We start from the raw sequence: 17,145 nt of genomic DNA on the forward strand, positions 1-17,145 counted from the left end.
GACACGGGTTCGCCGTTGCGGCACACGCAGTGCCGCAACGGCGAACGGTCATGTCTCAGGCCCTGCGCCCCATTCTGGCCTGGGACGCCTGGATACCCCGCTCCAGGTCGCCGAGCAGGTCGTCCAGGACGCGCAGCCGCTGGTTCGGTACGTACTGGAGGGCGGCGCGCTGGACGCGCGCGGTCTCGGCCGCGAGGCGGTCGGCCATGGCCCGGCCCTCCTCGGTGAGCAGGACGCGCAGGGCTCGCCGGTCCCGCGGCTCCTGGCAGCGCACCACGAGCCCGGCCCGCTCAAGGCGGTCGATGCGCGCGGTGATGCCGCCGGAGGTGAGGTTCACCCCGCGGGCCAGTCTGCTGGGCGACATGCCCTCGCCCTCGGCGCACCGGCGCAGCAAGGCGAGCACGTCCACGTCGCAGCTGCGCAGTCCGTATTGTGCACACAGGCTGATCAGCACTTCCTGGTGGGCTTGCGTGATGGACATCAGCCGTCCGAAGATCCCGCCGGGCCCGGCGGTCTGCACGGCCGGGGATGCGGTGGTGGAGAGGATCCGGTGCTGCCCCGAGCGGTCTACCGGTGTGTTCATGAGTGTTTCCGTCAGTCCTCTGCTGGTGGTCTACCGGTGTCCGGGACGGCGGTGAGCGGCCTGGCCGGCATGGTGCGCATGGACGGCCATGATGCGCTCAGCGACGGCTGAGCGATGTTTCCTGGTCAATCGTGGACGGTGCTCGATGTTCGCTCGGACGGCATGGACGAAGTCGCCCCGCCCCATACCGTCGGAGAACCTCGTCTCGATATCTGACTCGGCCGACGCGCGGATGTGCGCGGTATCCTCCTCCGCGCTGCGCGGTGAATCGGCGGTGCTGGTCGAAGCCGTCACTGAAAACCCCCGTTTCGTATTTCACTCACTCATGCAATGCAAGCGGGACCCGTCTTCCGTCATGACGACGGGACTGATCACTTGGCACCTTACGAAGGGCGCCAAGGGCGGAATCCGACGTGATGTCGACCGGCGGCAGGTGGACACCGGCGCACTCGTCCTCCGCTGCGGCCGCACGATCCCGCGTCGTCGCCCTCATCCGGTCTGCCGAGCCCACCGCCAAAGGCACCCCGTCCAGCGTGTCCTGGGTGATGAGAAGACTCCGCCTGTCGCCGACGAGGTCGCGCCCGTGCGCGGAGAGATGGCGGAGGCGGTCGGCGACAGGGTCCGACGGGGCGGGTCCGGCCATGACGGACAGTCGAAGACCGTCTCGACGAACGGTCGGAGCCGCGGGACTCGGGGGAGGCGGGGTTCCCTGCCGTCGACGAACGGTCCTGGCGCCGACTCGTAGAGCAGTGTCATCGAAACTCGTCCCTCCCACACGGCACTTGGCCGTAGCCCCCGATGTGTGCGGATGGCCTCGCCGCCGACGGCGGGGGACTCACCAGCGACGAGTCCGAGCCAAGCATAAATAGCGCTATTTATGTCTGACTCGAGTGGGGGGCGTGATGCGACTTCGCCAAGTCCGTCGGTGCGAATCACGTCAAACGCCGCAAGTGTGCGAATCCGACCCCATGGCGCCTCACAGGCCTGGCGAAGGTGTCATCAGGCCGACGCGGGCGGGGAGATGGCCGGGGACAGCCCGGACCTCGTCCGTCGACCGTCCCGCGCGTGCCGCGCCGAGTGCCGCGAAGCCGACCAGTCCGCACCGACTCCCGCTCAGATGTCATGGTGTGCCAGCCGGCGGCAGGGACAGCCCGCTCCACGGCGCCCACGGCGTCAGCGGCCCGGCCGCAGCCTGCCATGTGCGGCCTTTGGGCTGAATCACACCGCTGGACTTGGCTAAGTCGCGCCACATCTCCCCTCACGTAGACACACATAAATAGCGCTATTTATGCTGTGCGAGACCTCGCTGCCGGTGAATCCCCCGTCTCGGCGGCGAGGTCATCCGCGCGCACATCGGGGGCCATGGCCAAGTGCCGTGTGGGAGGCACGAGTTTCGATGACACTGCTCTACGAGTCGGCGCCAGGACCGTTCGTCGACGGCAGGGAACCCCGCCTCCCCCGAGTCCCGCGGCTCCGACCGTTCGTCGAGACGGTCTTCGACTGTCTGCCACGGGCGGACCAGCGCAAGTGGGCCCAGCTGTACATCAAGGCGCTGCTGCAGACACCGGGAAAGAAGTCGGTGCGGCGGCTGGCGGAATCCGTCAGCGCATCCCCCACGGCCTCGCAGGCCATGCACCAATTCGTGAACGCCAGCCCGTGGGAGTGGCTGACAGTGCGTCAGCACCTACTGCGCTGGGCGCAGCGGACCAGCCCGACAACGGCCTGGACGCTGGCCCCCGCCTTCATCCCCAAGCGCGGCGAGCACTCCGCCGGAGTCCACCGAAGGTTCAACCCCGTGCTGCGTCGGGTGTCGAACTGCCAGCTCGGCATGGTCATGCTGGCCACGGGCGAGCACGGCCCGCTGCCGGTCGACTGGAACCTGTACATCCCCGAGGGGTGGGCGACGGACTCCCCGCTGCGGTCCAAGGTGCGGGTCCCGGACGAGGTCTGTGGGCCCCTGTGGTCGCAGGCCGCCGAACTCCTGCGACGCGTCACCCGGTGGTCTCCTGACCGGCACACCCCCCTCACGGCCGACCTGTCCTGGCTGCCGGACCGCGAATCCTTCCTCGCCCATCTGGCGCGGGGCGAACAGCCCTTCGTGGTCGAAGTCCCCGACACTGTGCATGTCCAGCGTGTGACATCCACGTCGGCCAACTCACCGGCCCTCACCCTCCGGCAGCTGCTCACGGACCGTAGGACCGCAGACGAAGGAGAGCGGCAGCACGTGCTCGGCCTTCCGGTGACCCTGCCCGGTCCCGCGACGGAACGCGTCCGGCTGCGGCTGCTGGCTCAGGGAAGGCTGAACGGCTCGGCACGGACGTGGCTGACGAATCTGGTCGACCGGCCGCTGCCCGATCTGCTGCCGCTCATGCGACAGCCGCGGCTTGCGGCGAACGTCGTCGACACTCTGAGTGCCGACTTCGGGCTGCAGGACTTCGAAGGCCGATCGTTCCCCGGCTGGCATCGCCACACCACCCTGGTGTCCGCCGCCTTCACCTACGCCCAGGTCCGCGTCGGCCACTCCTGACAGGTCGGACTCGACGGCGACGGCGCCCGGCCGGCCGACGCCCGTATGCTCAGCAGCGCCCGCCGGTCCGACGTACTCAGCGCATGCCCGCGGCCAGGCCGCCCAGTACAGCGCGCCAGATCTCGGCGAAGTCGGGAGCCGTCGAGACGTCACCGACTCCGGCGTTCCTGGCTTCTCTTGTGGCCCCCTCCACCGCGTGCGTGATGAGACACACGGCGGTGGTCGGCCGTACGTCTTCGGCGAGTTCGCCGATGACGGAGGCCCGCTCCAGCAGCCGCAGCACCTCCGCGTGCCAGGTGCCGGGCCAGTGGGAGTCGCCGTGGCCCTCCTCGGTCAGGCGCGTGGCAGCCCGGGTGAGTACGTTGTTCCGCAGTGCTGTCGTCGCCTGGAGCAGGAGCGCGGAGAGGTCGTGGAGGGGGCGGTCGGTGTCGGGACATGCCCTGAGGATGCGTTGCAGTTCGCCGAGGCCTTCGTCCACCACGGCCGACGCCAGTTCCGCTTTGCAGCGGAAGTGGAAGGTGAGTGCCCCCAGCGTGACGCCTGCTTCGGCGCAGACGGAGTTGAGCACCGTGGCGACATAGCCGTACCGGTCGAAGTGGTGTGCTGCTGCCAGGACGAGGTTCGCTCGGGTTCTGGCGGCTTTCTCGCTGTTCTTCATGACGGGGCCTCGAGGATCACGACGACGGGCCGCGGGCGGCGCGGGCCCGTGGCCTGGCTCGACGGGCGGTACGACCCTACGGCGAACGCAGGTCAACGAGCATGAGAACGACGAGGGTTGGGAACGTTCTGGGCAAGTCCACCGGCGGAGCGCGAGCCGCTACCGGGCGGTCCATCCTCCGTCGGCCGGGATGGCGGCGCCCGTGGTGAACGACGCGCGGTCGGAGCAGAGCCAGGCGGCTGTCTGAGCGATCTCGACGGGGTCCGCCAGGCGCTGTTGAACAGCGCGCTCGGTGAAGGGCTTGAAGAGCGAAGGGGTGTTGGAGAGCACCTCGTCCATCAGCTCGGTCCGGGTGCTGCCGACGACAAGCGCGTTGACGCGGATGTTCTGCTTCGCGTATTCGTCGGCCGCGGCCCGGCTCAGGCCGATGACCGCGTGCTTGGCGGCTATGTAAGGGGCAGAGGCGCCGGTCGCGCGGACTCCGGCGACGCTTGAGGTGTTCACGATGGAGCCGCCGCCGTGTTCGAGCATCACGGCTATCTGGGCCCGCATCGCGTTCCACACGCCTCGGGCATTGACGTCCATGATGCGGTCGTACTCGTCATCGCCCATCAGGTGCATCGGGGTTCCGGTGGAGGTCCACCCGGCGTTGTTGAAGGCGGCGTCGAGGCTGCCGAACGTCTCCAGTGCCGTCCGTGCGGCCGTGCGCATGTCCTCGGCACGGGTGACGTCGGCCACCACGGCGGTGGCCCGACCGCCTGCTGCGCCGATCTTGTCCACGAGCTCGAGCAGCCGGTCCTCACGGCGGGCGGTCAGCACCACGCGAGCCTCCTCCTGGGCGAAGAGCTGTGCTGCCGCCGCGCCGATGCCGCTGCTCGCTCCGGTGATGAGGATCGTCTTGCCGTGCAGCAGGCCCCGTGCGGACATGGGTCTCCTTCGTGTGGGCACCGCCTCTCCCGTGCCCGGGGAGAAGCGCGTGCTTCGGTGTGTCTGGTGTACCTGGCGCGAAGATCGTCACGCCAAGTGCTTCGGCTGGCAAGCCGAGCCGTGGCTGGATTTCACTCCTCTCGCTCGCCCTCACCGGTCTCACGCGAAGCGGTCGACATGGCCGGCCGCCCACGCGGCGAAGGTCGTCGCGGGCCTCCCCGTGAGTCGCTCGACCGTGTCCGTGGTGTGAGCTTTGGCACCGGCCAACTGCCGCTCGGCGCTCGCCAGCAGAGCGTCTGCCATCGCCGGCGAGTACCGGCGCGAGTAGTTCGCGTGTGCCTGCGCACGGGACAGCGCTCGGCAGACCAGGGGGCGCTCCAGCAGTTCGGCCAGGACGGCGCACTGTTCGTGGGCCGAGAGCGACTGCGGGCCCGTGAGCTGGTAGGAGCGGAAGTGGTGCTCGGCACTGTCCTCGTCCAGGACGCGGGCGGCCGCCTGCGCGACGTCCTCCGGTGCGATGCACGCGTTACGGCTGTGAGGGTGCAACGCGTATGCGGCGCCGCGGCTTCTGATGCTGGACGCCCAGGCCAGGGCATGTGACATGAACGAACGTGGCTGGATCATGGTCCAGGGGATGCCGCTGTTCCTGATGCGTTCCTCGTTGCTGCGCTGCCACGTGGTGACGAGGTCGTGCGCCGCGCTGTCGTGCACCGCCGCCGCGGAGAGTTTGACGATGTGCCCCACCGAGGCGTCGACGGCCGCCCGCACTATGTTCCGGTCGTGTTCGGGACGTGTGGGGTCGTTCGTCACGACGAAGAGGGTGTCGGCGCCACGGAACGCGTCGACGAGGCTCTCGGGAACGTCGTAGTCGCAGGCGACGTGGGTGACGCCGGGACGCTGTCCGGTGGTGCGAGGAGTGCGACTGGTGAGCGTGATGCGGTGGTGGGCCGCGAGGTGCCGTACGGCCAGCGGGGCGATCTGTCCGGTGGCTCCGGTGAGGACGATGTGCCGGGTCATGGTTGTGATCACAGTTCTGCGACGGGGATGCGCTCGGGGTTGGTCTGGATGTCGTGCACCACCGCCTCGGCAGCGACGCCGGGCAACAGCAGTTGCCACATGTCGCTGACGCGTTCCATGAGGTCGGCCCGCTTGGTGGTGAGGTGCGAGTAGGTCTGCATGCCGGTACAGGCGCCGACGACGAAACGGGCTACCCGTTCGGGGCTGACGGACTCACGGAGTTCACCGTCCGCTCGGGCCACGTCGAGGTGGCTGCGCATGAGCGCCCGCCATTCCTCGAAGGAGGTGGCGTCGTTCATGCCGTGGCTGCCCTGTTCGACGGCGAGGCGGACTCCGGCCCGCAGGATCGGATCGCGTTGCATACGGTCCGCCCACACCAAGGTGATGTCCACCAGACGCTGCAACCCGGAGGACTCGAGGTGGGGTTCTATCGTCGCCGGCTGGGCGTTCATCAATGCTTCGGCCAGGCCCTGCTTCGAGCCGAAGTGGAAGTAGAGCGCGCCGAGGGTGAGCCCCGCCCGCTCCACGATACGGGTCACCGACGCCCTCTCGTAGCCGACCTCGTCGAAGACCTCGGCCGCCGCCAGCAGGATCTTCTGTCTCGTCCGCGCGGCTCTCTCCGCCTTGACAGTTGGCACTCCCAGCCCCTCCTCGACAGACATAGATAGCGTAATTTATGTTAGCCGCACCGCTGCCGAGCGGGCTGTCCATTCAGGGGGAAAGGCTGGCATGTCCAACTCTTGTGGTCTCGGACACAACGGACCGCGACTGACCGAAAGGGTTCCTCAGGAACTCGTCCACAAGCTTGCGCCCGACGAGGTGCTGCTCACCGGATGGACGACTCACGACGGCGACCGGCACACCGTCCGCGCCCGGTGGCCCCGGTTCCACACCTTCTATGTGCCTCGCAACCAACGCTTCGACCCTCTGCTCTTCGTCGAAACGGTCCGCCAGACGTTTCCACTGCTGTCCCATGTCGCCTATGGCGTGCCCTTCGGCAGCCATCTGGTCTGGGACGACTTCAGCTTCGAAGTCGAGCCGTCGGCCATGCTGGTTCCGCGCGGCCCGGCCGACGTCGTCCTGGAGATCACGTGCACGGATGTCCGGCTCCGAAAGGGCTGCCTGGTCTCGATGACCATGCACGCGGCCGCCAGCCTGAACGGACGCCACATCGGGAACGCAAGCACGCGCTTCACCAATCACTCCTCCGCCGTCTACATGCGGCTGCGCGGTAAGCAGGATCTCGCCGACATACACCGCAGGGCCGTGCCGCCCCCGCCCGCCGTGCCGCCCGCCACCGTCGGACACTGCCTGACCGAGAACGTGGTACTGGCGAGCACCGAGCGCTCCGGCCGATGGCAGTTGCGCGCCGACCTGGACCACGGCGTCCTGTTCGACCACCCTGTCGATCACGCGCCCGGCATGCTTCTCCTGGAAGCCCTGCGCCAGGCCGCCCACGCGACGAGCCTCACCACGACCAGCATGGTGACGGGGATGTCCGTGTCCTTCGAGAGCTGGGTGGAACTGGACGCCGCAGCCTGGATCTCGGTCGAGCCCGTGCGCCGCAACGTGCTGCGGGCCGTCATAGAACAGGAACACGGGAGCGCCCTGAGCGGTGAGATCACGATCGAGGCCGTCCCCGCCCAGACGGCGACATCCCTGCGCCGGCTCGGGCCACTTGAGCCTCCGGCCGGCGCCGACGTGCCCCACTCGTCATCCGACGCCGACCGGGAAACCACAGGTCACGTCGGTCGAGCAGCAGCGGCTGGTTGCAGGGTCGGCTGATCGGGCAGCTGCACAGCGAGAAGAACCAGCTCACGTCCCCGGCCGACGTGCACGACAGCGTCGCGGCCCACGAAGTTCTCTTCCGCCTGCGGCTGACGCACCCTGAAGTCACCATCGTCCGGGCCGACTTGGCTGACGCCGGCACGCTCGTCGACTGGGCCGAGCTCTTCCTTCACCTGGGTCTCGTCGTCGCGGGCGAGACGGCGGTGGTGCGTCAGCCGGCCGAAGGTCCGCTCGGCCACCCGGCGTCGGAGGATCACCGTCAACCCTGCGCTGCCGGGGTCGCGTCGGACGACTTCGACGTCGATCGCGAGGCGGGCGCCGTGGTCGGTGGCTTCGCCGGGCAGCCGGTGCCGCCGGTGTTGTCGCAGACGCTTGCCGCGGTCACCCGGACGGCCGGCAGCAGGCCGAGGGGTGTCGACACCCAGGGCGCTGGCGGCCTGCAGACCGTTGAGCTGGTCGAAGATCCCTTCCTTCGGCCAGGCGGCGAAGTAGCCGTAGACCGCCTCCACGGTGCGAAGTCGTGCGGCAGACAGCGCCAGGGGATCCCGGCGCGGTCGACGTGGAGACTGGCGTCCATGATGCGGCGCACGGGCTTCCTGATCGTTTCCCTGCTCGGCGGCGGCCCGATTCGCGGGTGTCGCCTGCTGTAGTCCCACGTGGCGGCGATGAACCGGCGGTGCCGGGCCAGAAGTGTGCCGGGGGCGACCGGGAAGACCGTGCGCCAGAGCGGCCGGGGCAGGAAACCGTCGGCCCGCCGGCTCAGGCCCGGACGCCACGCCCCACCGCAGGGGCGTCCGGGCTCTAGTCGTGCCGATGCCCCGTCGGCCTCAGGCCGACGCCGGGCTGCCGCTGCGCTCGTCGGTCCCGGCCCCGGCGAGGATCGCGTCGAGCAGCCCGGGATAGCGGATGTCGAGATCCTCGCGGCGCAGCGACAGCAGGTTCTCCCGTCCGGACGGCCGCTGCCAGATGACGCCGCTGTCCCGCAGCACGCGCCAGTGGTGCGTCATCGTCGACTTCGACACGCCCTCCAGGATGCTGCCGCAGTTCTGCTCGCCCCCGGTGGCGAGGGCGCGCGCGACGGCCAGCCGCATGGGATGCCCCAGCGAGGACAGGACGTTCTCGATCCGGATCTGATCCCGGGTGGGGTGGTGGGGAATCATTGTCCAACTGTACCCGGACAGTTGAATCGTTCAGCGCCCGCCGACAGCGGCCTCCGGCCCCACGGAGGGCGCGACTTGGCAAAGTCTCCGCCCGGAACGCCGAACGCCTGCCTCTCAATGCGTAAGTACGCAAACATACGTACGGTCGTACTTGCAGGGGCTCCACGCCCACTGAACCGAAAGGGGCTGACATCTCATGACCCCCTCCCTCACACCATCGGCAGCCGTGCCGCCACAGCGACTGGGCTGGAGCCTGGCGTTGCTGGCACTGGCCCAGCTGATCTTCTCGCTGGACATCAACATCGTGTTCGTGGCGCTGCCGGACATCGGTGCGGACCTCGGATTCCCGGGTCAGACACAGCAGTTGGTGGTGAGCGCCTATGTGGTGATCGCGGGCGGATTCCTGTTGCTCGGAGGCCGGGCCGCGGATCTGTTCGGCCGCCGGCGCATGTTCGTGCTGGCATTGACGACTTACGCGTTGTCCTCGCTGGCAGGCGGTCTCGCGGGAACACCTGCCGTCATCGTCGTGGCGCGTGCGGTACAGGGCCTGGGAGGCGCATTGCTGCTTCCTTCGACGCTGTCGCTGATCAACACGCTCTTCGAGGAAGGCCCCAGGCGCAACAAGGCGCTGGCCGTGTGGGGCGGCGCCGGAGCGAGCGGCCTGACCCTCGGCGCACTGCTCGGCGGTGTGCTCACGCAGGCCTTCGGCTGGCCGGCGGTCTTCTTCGTCAACGTACCGCTCGCGGGTCTGGTGGCACTGGCCGCACTGAAGGTGATCCCCGAGGACGCGGCGGCAGCGGGCCGCCGCCGCTTCGACCTGCCAGGCGCACTGACGTCGACAGGCGGCTCCACGCTGCTCGTACTGGCCCTGGTGGAGGGCCCGGAACTGGGCTGGGGTTCACCGGTGGTGGTGTGGGCGTTCGTCGTGGCAGCGGTCCTGCTGGCCCTGTTCGCACTGATCGAGACGCGCAGCGCCGAACCGCTGATGCCGTTCCGCCTGTTCCGGAACCGGAATCTGACGGTGGGCATGTCGGTGACGTTCATCTACATGGCGACGTTCGGAACCCTGCCGTACTTCCTGACCGTGCTGCTCCAGGACGTGCACGGGTACAGCGCGCTGCAGACAGGCCTCGCCTTCCTGGTCCCGTCCGTGGCCATCGCGACAGGCACACAGGCGGGCGAACGCATGGCCTCGAAGACCGGCGTCAGGACGACCCTGGTGACGGGCTTCGTGATCGGCGTGGTCGGAACGGCCGTCCTGGCACTGGGATTCGACGCGGACGCGGGCTACGCCTCCCTGTCGGCAGGCCTGATCGTGTCCGGCGTCGGCCAGGGCATCGTCTGGACGGCCATGTGGATCGCGGCAGCCACCGGAGTGGCCGCCGACGAACAGGGCATCGCCAACGGCATGGCGTCGACGACGCTGAACATCGGCAACGCGATCGGCCTGGCGGTCCTCACGGCGATCGCGGCGGCCGGCACCCATGGACTGGACGGGCACGCGCTGAGGGTGAAGACCGCGGACGGCGGCTTCGTCGCGGTACTCCTGGCCGCGGCGGGTATGGTCATCGGCCTGCTCCTGACCTTCACCCTCCCCAGCCACGAGACCCGGACGGTCACGGCCTCCGAGACCACCGGAAGGGAGAACGAAACCCTGGCGGTGAAGTGAGGAGCGGCGGGTCCACCGCCGACCGGCCATCCCCCGCACGGCCCGCGGCCGCCAACACCTCGGAGGTCCTGACAGAGGCGTCGAACGTGGCGGTGGGTGACGGGACATGCGCCTCATCCGGCCGGCGCGACGTGACGGTCGGACGGCGCCGGGTGCGTCTGCCCCGGGTCGGACCGGACCGGCCCACACCGACGGCGACGTACCGGCCGAAGCGGTCGACGACGTGCTGTCGTCCTGCACGGACCGGCCTGCCGAGGCTGACCTGGCGGCCGGCTGATGCGGCGGGTCCGCGCCGTGGCACAGCCACTCGTGCGCCCGGACATCGTCGGGTCGCCGCGAAGATGCCGCAACGCGCCGTCCATGCCGCTGTCTTGGTGGAAGCCGTCGTTGCTGTTGATGGTGGTGTGGTGGTCGGTGGGCGTCTCGGCGTCCTGCTCGCGGACCCACTCGACGGCGACGCGGGCGGCGCGGACGCGGCGCAGGTCGGCGTCCCGGGGTCCGCTGCCGCGGGGCCGGAAGATCTCGCCGCCGACAGTGCCGACGGGGAGCGACTGTGGGCTGGATCACCGTTGAGGTTGACCTCGGGGCAGGGTGGAGGCTCGTCGCAGCGGCGCGGAGTCGCCCCAGGCACAACTGATGTGAAGGAGCACCATGTCCACCAACCTTTCCGCCCAGGGGCAGGACCGTCCGGAACTGAGGGAGGCGATCGAGGAGTTGGTCGAGTCCGGTTTCCTCGGGGTCCAGCTCCGGGTGAACGACGAGCAGGGCGAGTGGGTCGGCAGCGCCGGTGTGCGCGAGCTGGGCCGGAGCGCCAAGCCGCTGACGAACGGGCACTTCCGTATCGGCAGCAGCACCAAGAACTTCGTCGCCGCCTCGGTGCTCCTGCTGGTGGCCGAGGGCAGGATCGGCCTGGATGCCCCTGCCGACGACCACCTGCCCGAGTTCGGTCTCGACCGGCGGATCACGGTGCGGATGCTGCTGCAGCACACCAGCGGGATCTTCAACCACACCGGCGAACTCCACGAGGACGGCACGATCGTGCCGGGGGTCCCCTGGCAGGGCAAGGAGTGGGTGGACAACCGGTTCAAGACCTACCTGCCCGAAGAGCTGGTGCGGCTGTCGTTGTCCAAGCCGCCGCGGTTCGCGCCGGGCACGGGCTGGAGCTACGCCAACACCAACTACGTGCTGGCCCGGCTGGTGATCGAGAAGGTCACCGGCCGTTCGTTCGCCGAGGAGTTGCGACGGCTGATCCTGGGCCCGCTGGGGATGACCGGCACCGTGGCGCCGGGCGCCTCGCCGGAGATCCCCGAGCCGCACAACCACGGCTACTACCGCTACGGGGAGACCGGGCAGCAGCAGACGGTCGACGTCACCCGTCAGAACCCGTCCTGGGTCGGGGCCGGTGGTGACATGATCTCGACCACTCAGGACCTGCACACGTACTTTTCCGCACTGATGGGCGGCAAGCTCCTGCCGGCCGGGCTGCTGGCCGAGATGCGCACACCGGAGGCGACCGCCGGCTACGGCCTGGGGGTGTTCGCACAGGAAACGGAGGGCGGCACCGTCTTCCACCACAACGGCGCCACCATGGGCTCGGCGGCACTGATGTACAGCACCCCCGACGGCACCACGACCCTGACCGCCGGGCTGACCTGGGTGGACGACGCCGGCCTGGCGATAGCACCGGCGTTCCGGACCGCCCAACAGCGGTTCGTCGACCAGGTGTTCTGCGGCAGACTGGGCCGATGAGGAGCGGAGTCACGATCGGGCAGGCGGCGGCGTTCGTCGGCGTCACGGTGAAGACGGTGCGGCACTACCACAAGCTCGGCCTGGTCGCGGAGCCGGGCCGGGACAGCTCCGGCTACCGGCGGTACGGATCCGGCGAGCTGCTGCAGCTGGTGCAGGTACGGACGCTGGCCACCGCGGGCGTACCGCTGGCCGAGATCGGGCCCATGCTCGACGCCGACGCCGCGCGGTTCGGCGCCGCGCTCGCCGACGCCGAGCGGCAGCTCACCGAACGCATCGATGAGCTGGTCGCCCGCCGCGACACCCTGCGCCGGCTCGCCGACGGCGACCGGGCCCTGCTGCCCGACCGCGCCTGCGCGATCCTGGACCGGATGCCCGGCCTCGGCTTCAGCCCCGACCACGTGGCCGCGCAACGCGAGGCCCTGGTACTGGCCCGGGCGCTGGTGCCGCAGGGCTTCGACGGCTTCCTGACCCAGCTCGAACACGGCCTCGACGACCCCGAGTACATCGACCTGGCCAAGCGCGGCTGGGCGGCCGAGACCTGGGAACCGGACGACCCGAGGATCGAAGAACTCGCCACCGCCATGGCCGACCACTACCTCGCCAACCCCGCGCTGCTGGGGGACCATGCCAGCCTCCAGGCATGGCGAAAGGCCTCGGCCCAGTACAAGCTGATCAACAACCACCGCGAGGACCAGGCACCGGTCGCAGCCCGGCTGACCACGCTCACCGAGGCCAGACTCCGCTCCGCAGGTGTACCCGTGCCGCACCGGTGACGGAATCCTCGAGCCACCGACTGCGCGCGTCACAGCAGATGAGAAACTCACCCGCTCTCCCCCGCACATGAGATGACCCCTCAGTGGGCATTTGATCCAGGCGAATCGCCCACTGAGAGCCACCTGGGTCCCGTCCTCGCCGGAGTGCTCCAACTGCTGGCCCTCATAGGCGCACTGGCACTCGTCCACGTCCCCGCCGGCAACTACATGGCCATGGTCTACGAATCGCGCAAGGACCTGCGCGTCGAGAAGTGGATCTACCAGGCCATCGGTGCCGGCCCCGACACCGAGATGACCTGGCCCGCGTATCCGCGCGGCGTCCTCGCCTTCTCGGCCGTGCGCTGCATGGTCGGGCTCATGTCCCGGCTGCGGGAGCAGCACGGGCTGTTGCTGTCCGAGCTGGTCGCCGGCCGAGGTGGAACCCCGCCACCGGCGCTACGAGATCCTCCAGAACCAGCGCGGCCTGCCGGTCGCCACGGTGTTGCCGGCGCGTACGGACGTGGTGGTCTGCGTGCTGCCGTACCGGCTTCGGGTGTGAGGCCGGTCAGGGGTTGGCGCCGACCAGGTCCAGCAGGCCGGGGAAGCGCCGGTCCAGTTCCGCCCGGCGCAGGGTGGCGGCCCTGCTGTTGCCGCGGTCGACCTGCCGTACCAGGCCCGCCTCGCGCAGGATCTTGAAGTGGTGGGTCGTCGTGGACTTCGAGACCGGGAGGTTGAAGGAGGCACAGGTGCGTGCCGCGCCTTCCGGTTCCCGTAGCAGGGCGGCCACGATCCCGTAGCGCAGGGGGTCGGACAGCGCGCTCAGCACGGTCCGCAGGTCCATCTCCTCGGGTGAGGGGTGACCGTCCTCGTCGGGCATCGTCGCCCTCCTTCCCATCGCCCTCAGGTACGGGTTGCATCATACCTTCTTCTGTGCCACTTTAAGGTTCGATGAAATCCGTACCTGGTCGCGCAGTCGGCCGGACCGAGCCTGGAGTTGTGCCCCCATGAGTACGCAGACCACGTCGTCGGCCGCACCACCCGTGCAGGCGGAAGGGCAGCCGGGCCGCACTCTGACCCTGGCCGCCGTACTCCTCGCGGTGTTCGTCGTCCCGATGTCGATCTCCGGCACGGCCGTCGCACTGCCCGACATCGGGGCCGACACCCACGCCGGTCTCGCCCCCCTGCAGTGGGTGGTGAACGCCTTCAACGTCGCCTTCGCCTGCTTCACCCTCGTCTGGGGCTCCGTCGCCGACATCGTCGGCCGGGTCAAGGCCTTCGCGGCCGGTGCCGCCGTCTACGCCGTGGCCTCGCTGGCCAGCGCCGTCGCCACCAATGTGCTGTGGCTGGACGCCGCCCGCGCGCTCGCCGGAATCGGCGGTGCGGCGATCTTCTCGTGCGGTGCGGCGATCCTGTCGACCGTGTTCGACGGCCCGGCGCGCGCCAAGGCGTTCGCGCTGTTCGGCACCGTCGCGGGCGTCGGAGTGGCGATCGGCCCCTCGCTGGCCGGCGCGCTCGTGCAGGGCCTCGGCTGGCGCTGGGTGTTCGCGGTGCACGCCGTCGCCCTGCTCCTCGTGCTCCTCGCGGTGCCCGCCATCGCCAAGGCCATGCCGGCCGACGGCGGCAGCGGCGCGCGCATCGACCTGCCGGGCAGCGCCCTGTTCGTCGTCGCCATGGTGCTGCTGACCACCGCCATCGTGCAGGGCTCGCAGTGGGGCTGGGGCAGCGCGGGTGTGCTCGGGCTGTTCGCGGGCGCGATCGTCGTCCTCGTGGCCTTCGCCGTGGTCGAGAACCGCCGGGAGCACCCGATGCTGGACCTGAGCGTGCTGCGCAACCGCCGCTTCGTCGGCCTGTGCCTGGTGCCGGTCGCCGCGTCCTTCGGCTTCGTCACCATGCTCACCTACCTGCCGAGCTACCTGACGGCGGTCACCGGCCGCACCACCGGCGCCGCGGGCCTGATCATGCTGCTGCTCACCGCGCCCGTGCTCGTCTGCCCGATGCTCGCCGCGAAGCTCGTCGGCCGCGGGGTCTCCGCGCTCGTCCTCATCTACGTCAGCCTTGGCTGCCTGGTCGTCGGCGACCTGGCGCTCACCCTCTTCTCGCCGGACGTCAAGCTCCTCGTCGTCGCCCTGCCGATGCTCGTCACCGGCGCCGGCATGGGCCTGTCGGCGGGACTCGTCGACGGTCAGGCGCTGGCGCTGGTCGACCCGGCCAAGGCGGGCATGGCGGCGGGCTTCCTCAACACGCTGCGGCTCGGCAGCGAGGCCGTCGCCGTGGCGGTGTACGGGTCGGCCCTCGCGACCGCGCTCGGCAACCGCATCAAGGACGGCATCGGCGCCCACCCCGGCGCCTCGCACGCGGACCAGGTCGCCAACCAGGCGGCGGGCGGCGACCTCGACCGGGCCACCGAGCTGTCCGGGGCGACGGACACCAAGGGCTTCACGCACTTCCTCGCCCAGTCCTACGACTCCGCCTTCCACAGCGTCCTGTGGGGGCTGGCCGCGGTCTGCCTCGTGCTGTGCGTCGTGGTCGCCGCCCTGCTGCGCGGCAGTTCCGACAAGACCACCGCGTGAGCGTCGCGCCGGGCGGGGCGGCCTTCGCGCCGAGCAGGCCCCGTCCGGCGCGGGCCGCGCTCCCCACCCGAACCACGCGACACCCATGAGACCGGCCCGGCGCCCCATCTCCCCCGGCGGGGCGCCGGGCCTCACGCGTTCGCCCGCGCCGGCGGCACCGCGGCCCCCGTGGTCCGCGCTCGCCGAGCGGCCGGGGCGGCACCAGGAAAGGACCCGCGCCCCATGCACCCTCCCCTCGACGACCCCAGCCCCGCTCCCGTCCACGCCCAGGTCCTGGTCGTCGGGGGCGGCCCCGTCGGCATGCTCGTCGCCGCCGAGCTCGGGCACTACGGCATCTCCACCGTCGTACTCGAGGCCGAACCGCGCACGGTCGACCAGCCCAAGGCGGGCACCCTGCACGCCCGTACCGTGCAGGGCCTGGCCCGGCGCGGTCATCTGCACGCGCACGCCGCCAACGAGGACCGGATGCGGCGCAGTTCCGCCGACGCGTTCCACTTCGCGGGCATGCCGGGACTCGTCATCACCGCGCCCGCGACCGAGCCCGGCCCCATCGTCGGACGCTCCCAGGCCGACCTCGAGCGGGACTTCGAGCGGCGGGCCCGCGACCGGGGCGTCACCGTGCTGCGCGGGCACCGCGTGACCGACCTCGTACAGGGACCCGACGCGGTCGAGGTCACCGCCCAAGGCCCGGACGGAGTACGTCAGTTCACTGCTCAGTACGTCGTCGGTGCGGACGGCGCCCGCAGCACCGTGCGTGAGCGGCTCGGCTTCGCCGAGGACATCCACCCCGCGACCGTGTCCGCACTGCTCGGCGTGGTGCGGCTGACCGAACCGGACAGCGTGCCGTACGGCTGGCACCGCACCCCGCGCGGCTGGACGGTGGCGGGCGTCAATCCCTACGGGCACAGCAGGTTCATCACGATCGACTTCCGCGGCCCGCACCCCGACCGGCACTCCCCGCTCACCCTCGACGAACTGCGGCGGGAGGGCGAGCGCATCCTCGGCCACGACGTGCCGATGGCCGATGCGCGGTTCTTCTCCCGGTTCAGCGACTTCACCCGGCTGGTGCGCCACTACCGCCAGGACCGGGTGTTCCTCGCCGGCGACGCCGCCCACGTCCACTTCCCGGTCGGCGGGCAGGGACTCAATCTCGGTCTGCAGGACGCCCTCAACCTCTCCTGGAAACTCGCCCACACCCTCACGGGCACCGCGGGCAAGGACCTGCTCGACACCTATGACGCCGAACGCCGGCCCGCCGGGCAGCGGGTCATCGACAACACACGCGCCCAACTCGCCCTGATGCGGCCGGATCCCGGGCTCGACCCGCTGCGCGACCTCGTCACCGAACTCCTCGGACTCGGCGAGGTGAACACCCACGTCGGCCACATGATCAGCGCCCAGGAGACGGTGTACCCCGCGCGCACCGGGCTCGGTTCCCGCTGGGAGGGCCAGTTCCTGCCGAACCTGCCGCTCACCACGGACGACGGGCCGGCCGATCTGACCCGGCTGCTGCTGCCCGGCCGCCCGGTCCTGCTCCTGCTCGGCGAGGACGGCGCGGCCCGCCGTGCGCAGGGCGAGGGCTGGGCCCATGTGCTGCGCACGGTGGCCGCGACGGCTGACCTGCAACTGCCCTGGGACGCCGTCCTCGTCCGCCCCGACGGCTATGTGGCCTGGACCCCGGACGGCGGCTCCCTCACCGACGCGCTGCGTCAGTGGTTCGGCGAGCCCCGCTGACGGGCGTGCCG

General features: G+C 70.2%; 15 protein-coding genes and 3 pseudogenes. 10 read left to right on the plus strand and 8 right to left on the minus strand.

From position 1 onward, the window contains the following. Positions 1 to 55: 55 nt before the first annotated feature. A complete protein-coding gene (locus BIV23_RS53400) occupies positions 56 to 583 on the minus strand; it encodes a MarR family winged helix-turn-helix transcriptional regulator (RefSeq protein WP_071385713.1) in 528 nt (175 codons plus the stop codon). A gap of 1,396 nt (positions 584 to 1,979) precedes the next feature. Here BIV23_RS53400 and BIV23_RS38900 point away from each other — a divergent pair. Next, positions 1,980 to 3,110 (plus strand): IS701 family transposase, encoded by a 1,131-nt coding sequence (locus BIV23_RS38900; protein ID WP_071385715.1) that lies wholly within the window; start codon positions 1,980 to 1,982, stop codon positions 3,108 to 3,110. Between the two features lie 76 nt (positions 3,111 to 3,186). Here the strand turns inward: BIV23_RS38900 and BIV23_RS38905 are convergent, their stop codons facing one another. The 4 genes from BIV23_RS38905 to BIV23_RS38920 all read right to left on the minus strand — a co-directional run bounded on the left by BIV23_RS38905 (position 3,187) and on the right by BIV23_RS38920 (position 6,350). Next, the gene (locus BIV23_RS38905; protein WP_079173684.1) at positions 3,187 to 3,768 is read right to left on the minus strand and encodes a TetR/AcrR family transcriptional regulator; all 582 of its coding nucleotides are present in this window, start codon (positions 3,766 to 3,768) and stop codon (positions 3,187 to 3,189) included. A 159-nt stretch (positions 3,769 to 3,927) separates the two neighbouring features. Beyond that, positions 3,928 to 4,695, minus strand: coding sequence for an SDR family NAD(P)-dependent oxidoreductase (locus BIV23_RS38910; protein ID WP_071385716.1), 768 nt, complete (start codon positions 4,693 to 4,695; stop codon positions 3,928 to 3,930). A gap of 159 nt (positions 4,696 to 4,854) precedes the next feature. Next, positions 4,855 to 5,712, minus strand: a complete 858-nt coding sequence (locus BIV23_RS38915; RefSeq protein ID WP_071385717.1) for an NAD(P)H-binding protein — start codon at positions 5,710 to 5,712, stop codon at positions 4,855 to 4,857. An 8-nt stretch (positions 5,713 to 5,720) separates the two neighbouring features. Continuing rightward, the gene (locus BIV23_RS38920) at positions 5,721 to 6,350 is read right to left on the minus strand and encodes a ScbR family autoregulator-binding transcription factor (RefSeq protein WP_071385718.1); all 630 of its coding nucleotides are present in this window, start codon (positions 6,348 to 6,350) and stop codon (positions 5,721 to 5,723) included. 91 nt (positions 6,351 to 6,441) lie between these two features. Between BIV23_RS38920 and BIV23_RS38925 the strand changes: the two genes are divergently transcribed. Together BIV23_RS38925 and BIV23_RS52735 are read left to right on the plus strand one after the other, a co-directional pair. Further along, complete coding sequence (locus BIV23_RS38925; protein ID WP_079173685.1) at positions 6,442 to 7,497, plus strand: ScbA/BarX family gamma-butyrolactone biosynthesis protein; 1,056 nt, start codon at positions 6,442 to 6,444, stop codon at positions 7,495 to 7,497. Positions 7,498 to 7,526: 29 nt separating this feature from the next. Next, positions 7,527 to 7,676: pseudogene (locus BIV23_RS52735) on the plus strand (IS5-like element IS4811 family transposase); the annotation flags it as partial. Positions 7,677 to 7,949: 273 nt separating this feature from the next. Here BIV23_RS52735 and BIV23_RS54185 read toward each other — a convergent pair. Together BIV23_RS54185 and BIV23_RS38935 are read right to left on the minus strand one after the other, a co-directional pair. Then, positions 7,950 to 8,056: pseudogene (locus BIV23_RS54185) on the minus strand (transposase); the annotation flags it as partial. 271 nt (positions 8,057 to 8,327) lie between these two features. Next, complete coding sequence (locus BIV23_RS38935; RefSeq protein ID WP_071385720.1) at positions 8,328 to 8,660, minus strand: ArsR/SmtB family transcription factor; 333 nt, start codon at positions 8,658 to 8,660, stop codon at positions 8,328 to 8,330. 196 nt (positions 8,661 to 8,856) lie between these two features. On the opposite strand from BIV23_RS38935, the gene BIV23_RS38940 reads away from it, so the two are divergent. The 5 genes and pseudogenes from BIV23_RS38940 to BIV23_RS53405 all read left to right on the plus strand — a co-directional run bounded on the left by BIV23_RS38940 (position 8,857) and on the right by BIV23_RS53405 (position 13,389). Continuing rightward, a complete protein-coding gene (locus BIV23_RS38940; RefSeq protein ID WP_177240199.1) occupies positions 8,857 to 10,329 on the plus strand; it encodes an MFS transporter in 1,473 nt (490 codons plus the stop codon). Positions 10,330 to 10,980: 651 nt separating this feature from the next. Continuing rightward, on the plus strand, positions 10,981 to 12,078 hold the full coding sequence (locus BIV23_RS38945) for a serine hydrolase domain-containing protein (RefSeq protein WP_071385721.1): 1,098 nt from the start codon (positions 10,981 to 10,983) through the stop codon (positions 12,076 to 12,078). Next, entirely contained in the window at positions 12,075 to 12,851 is a 777-nt protein-coding gene (locus BIV23_RS38950; RefSeq protein ID WP_071385722.1) for a MerR family transcriptional regulator, read from the plus strand. Before BIV23_RS38945 ends, BIV23_RS38950 begins: the two co-directional genes overlap by 4 nt. A gap of 123 nt (positions 12,852 to 12,974) precedes the next feature. Beyond that, positions 12,975 to 13,223, plus strand: a pseudogene (locus BIV23_RS47660) (potassium-transporting ATPase subunit KdpA); the annotation flags it as partial. 43 nt (positions 13,224 to 13,266) lie between these two features. Beyond that, the gene (locus BIV23_RS53405) at positions 13,267 to 13,389 is read left to right on the plus strand and encodes a hypothetical protein (protein WP_281250199.1); all 123 of its coding nucleotides are present in this window, start codon (positions 13,267 to 13,269) and stop codon (positions 13,387 to 13,389) included. 6 nt (positions 13,390 to 13,395) lie between these two features. Here the strand turns inward: BIV23_RS53405 and BIV23_RS38955 are convergent, their stop codons facing one another. Continuing rightward, on the minus strand, positions 13,396 to 13,707 hold the full coding sequence (locus tag BIV23_RS38955) for an ArsR/SmtB family transcription factor (protein ID WP_071385723.1): 312 nt from the start codon (positions 13,705 to 13,707) through the stop codon (positions 13,396 to 13,398). A 127-nt stretch (positions 13,708 to 13,834) separates the two neighbouring features. Here BIV23_RS38955 and BIV23_RS38960 point away from each other — a divergent pair, with 127 nt between their 5' ends. Further along, the gene (locus BIV23_RS38960) at positions 13,835 to 15,400 is read left to right on the plus strand and encodes an MFS transporter (RefSeq protein WP_071385724.1); all 1,566 of its coding nucleotides are present in this window, start codon (positions 13,835 to 13,837) and stop codon (positions 15,398 to 15,400) included. A gap of 222 nt (positions 15,401 to 15,622) precedes the next feature. Next, the gene (locus tag BIV23_RS38965; RefSeq protein ID WP_071385725.1) at positions 15,623 to 17,134 is read left to right on the plus strand and encodes an FAD-dependent monooxygenase; all 1,512 of its coding nucleotides are present in this window, start codon (positions 15,623 to 15,625) and stop codon (positions 17,132 to 17,134) included. Positions 17,135 to 17,145 lie beyond the last annotated feature (11 nt).

This window comes from Streptomyces monashensis, from assembly GCF_001866665.1.
Taxonomy (GTDB): Bacteria; Actinomycetota; Actinomycetes; order Streptomycetales; family Streptomycetaceae; genus Streptomyces; species Streptomyces monashensis.

Excerpts from the sequence above, each read along its gene's own strand:
- BIV23_RS53400 (WP_071385713.1), bottom strand. The coding sequence starts at position 583 with ATGAACACACCGGTAGACCGCTCGGGGCAGCACCGGATCCTCTCCACC.
- BIV23_RS38945 (WP_071385721.1), top strand. The coding sequence starts at position 10,981 with ATGTCCACCAACCTTTCCGCCCAGGGGCAGGACCGTCCGGAACTGAGG.
- BIV23_RS38915 (WP_071385717.1), bottom strand. The coding sequence starts at position 5,712 with ATGACCCGGCACATCGTCCTCACCGGAGCCACCGGACAGATCGCCCCG.
- BIV23_RS38955 (WP_071385723.1), bottom strand. The coding sequence starts at position 13,707 with ATGCCCGACGAGGACGGTCACCCCTCACCCGAGGAGATGGACCTGCGG.
- BIV23_RS38965 (WP_071385725.1), top strand. The coding sequence starts at position 15,623 with ATGCACCCTCCCCTCGACGACCCCAGCCCCGCTCCCGTCCACGCCCAG.
- BIV23_RS38960 (WP_071385724.1), top strand. The coding sequence starts at position 13,835 with ATGAGTACGCAGACCACGTCGTCGGCCGCACCACCCGTGCAGGCGGAA.
- BIV23_RS38900 (WP_071385715.1), top strand. The coding sequence starts at position 1,980 with ATGACACTGCTCTACGAGTCGGCGCCAGGACCGTTCGTCGACGGCAGG.
- BIV23_RS38905 (WP_079173684.1), bottom strand. The coding sequence starts at position 3,768 with ATGAAGAACAGCGAGAAAGCCGCCAGAACCCGAGCGAACCTCGTCCTG.
- BIV23_RS38935 (WP_071385720.1), bottom strand. The coding sequence starts at position 8,660 with ATGATTCCCCACCACCCCACCCGGGATCAGATCCGGATCGAGAACGTC.
- BIV23_RS38925 (WP_079173685.1), top strand. The coding sequence starts at position 6,442 with ATGTCCAACTCTTGTGGTCTCGGACACAACGGACCGCGACTGACCGAA.
- BIV23_RS38910 (WP_071385716.1), bottom strand. The coding sequence starts at position 4,695 with ATGTCCGCACGGGGCCTGCTGCACGGCAAGACGATCCTCATCACCGGA.
- BIV23_RS38950 (WP_071385722.1), top strand. The coding sequence starts at position 12,075 with ATGAGGAGCGGAGTCACGATCGGGCAGGCGGCGGCGTTCGTCGGCGTC.
- BIV23_RS38940 (WP_177240199.1), top strand. The coding sequence starts at position 8,857 with ATGACCCCCTCCCTCACACCATCGGCAGCCGTGCCGCCACAGCGACTG.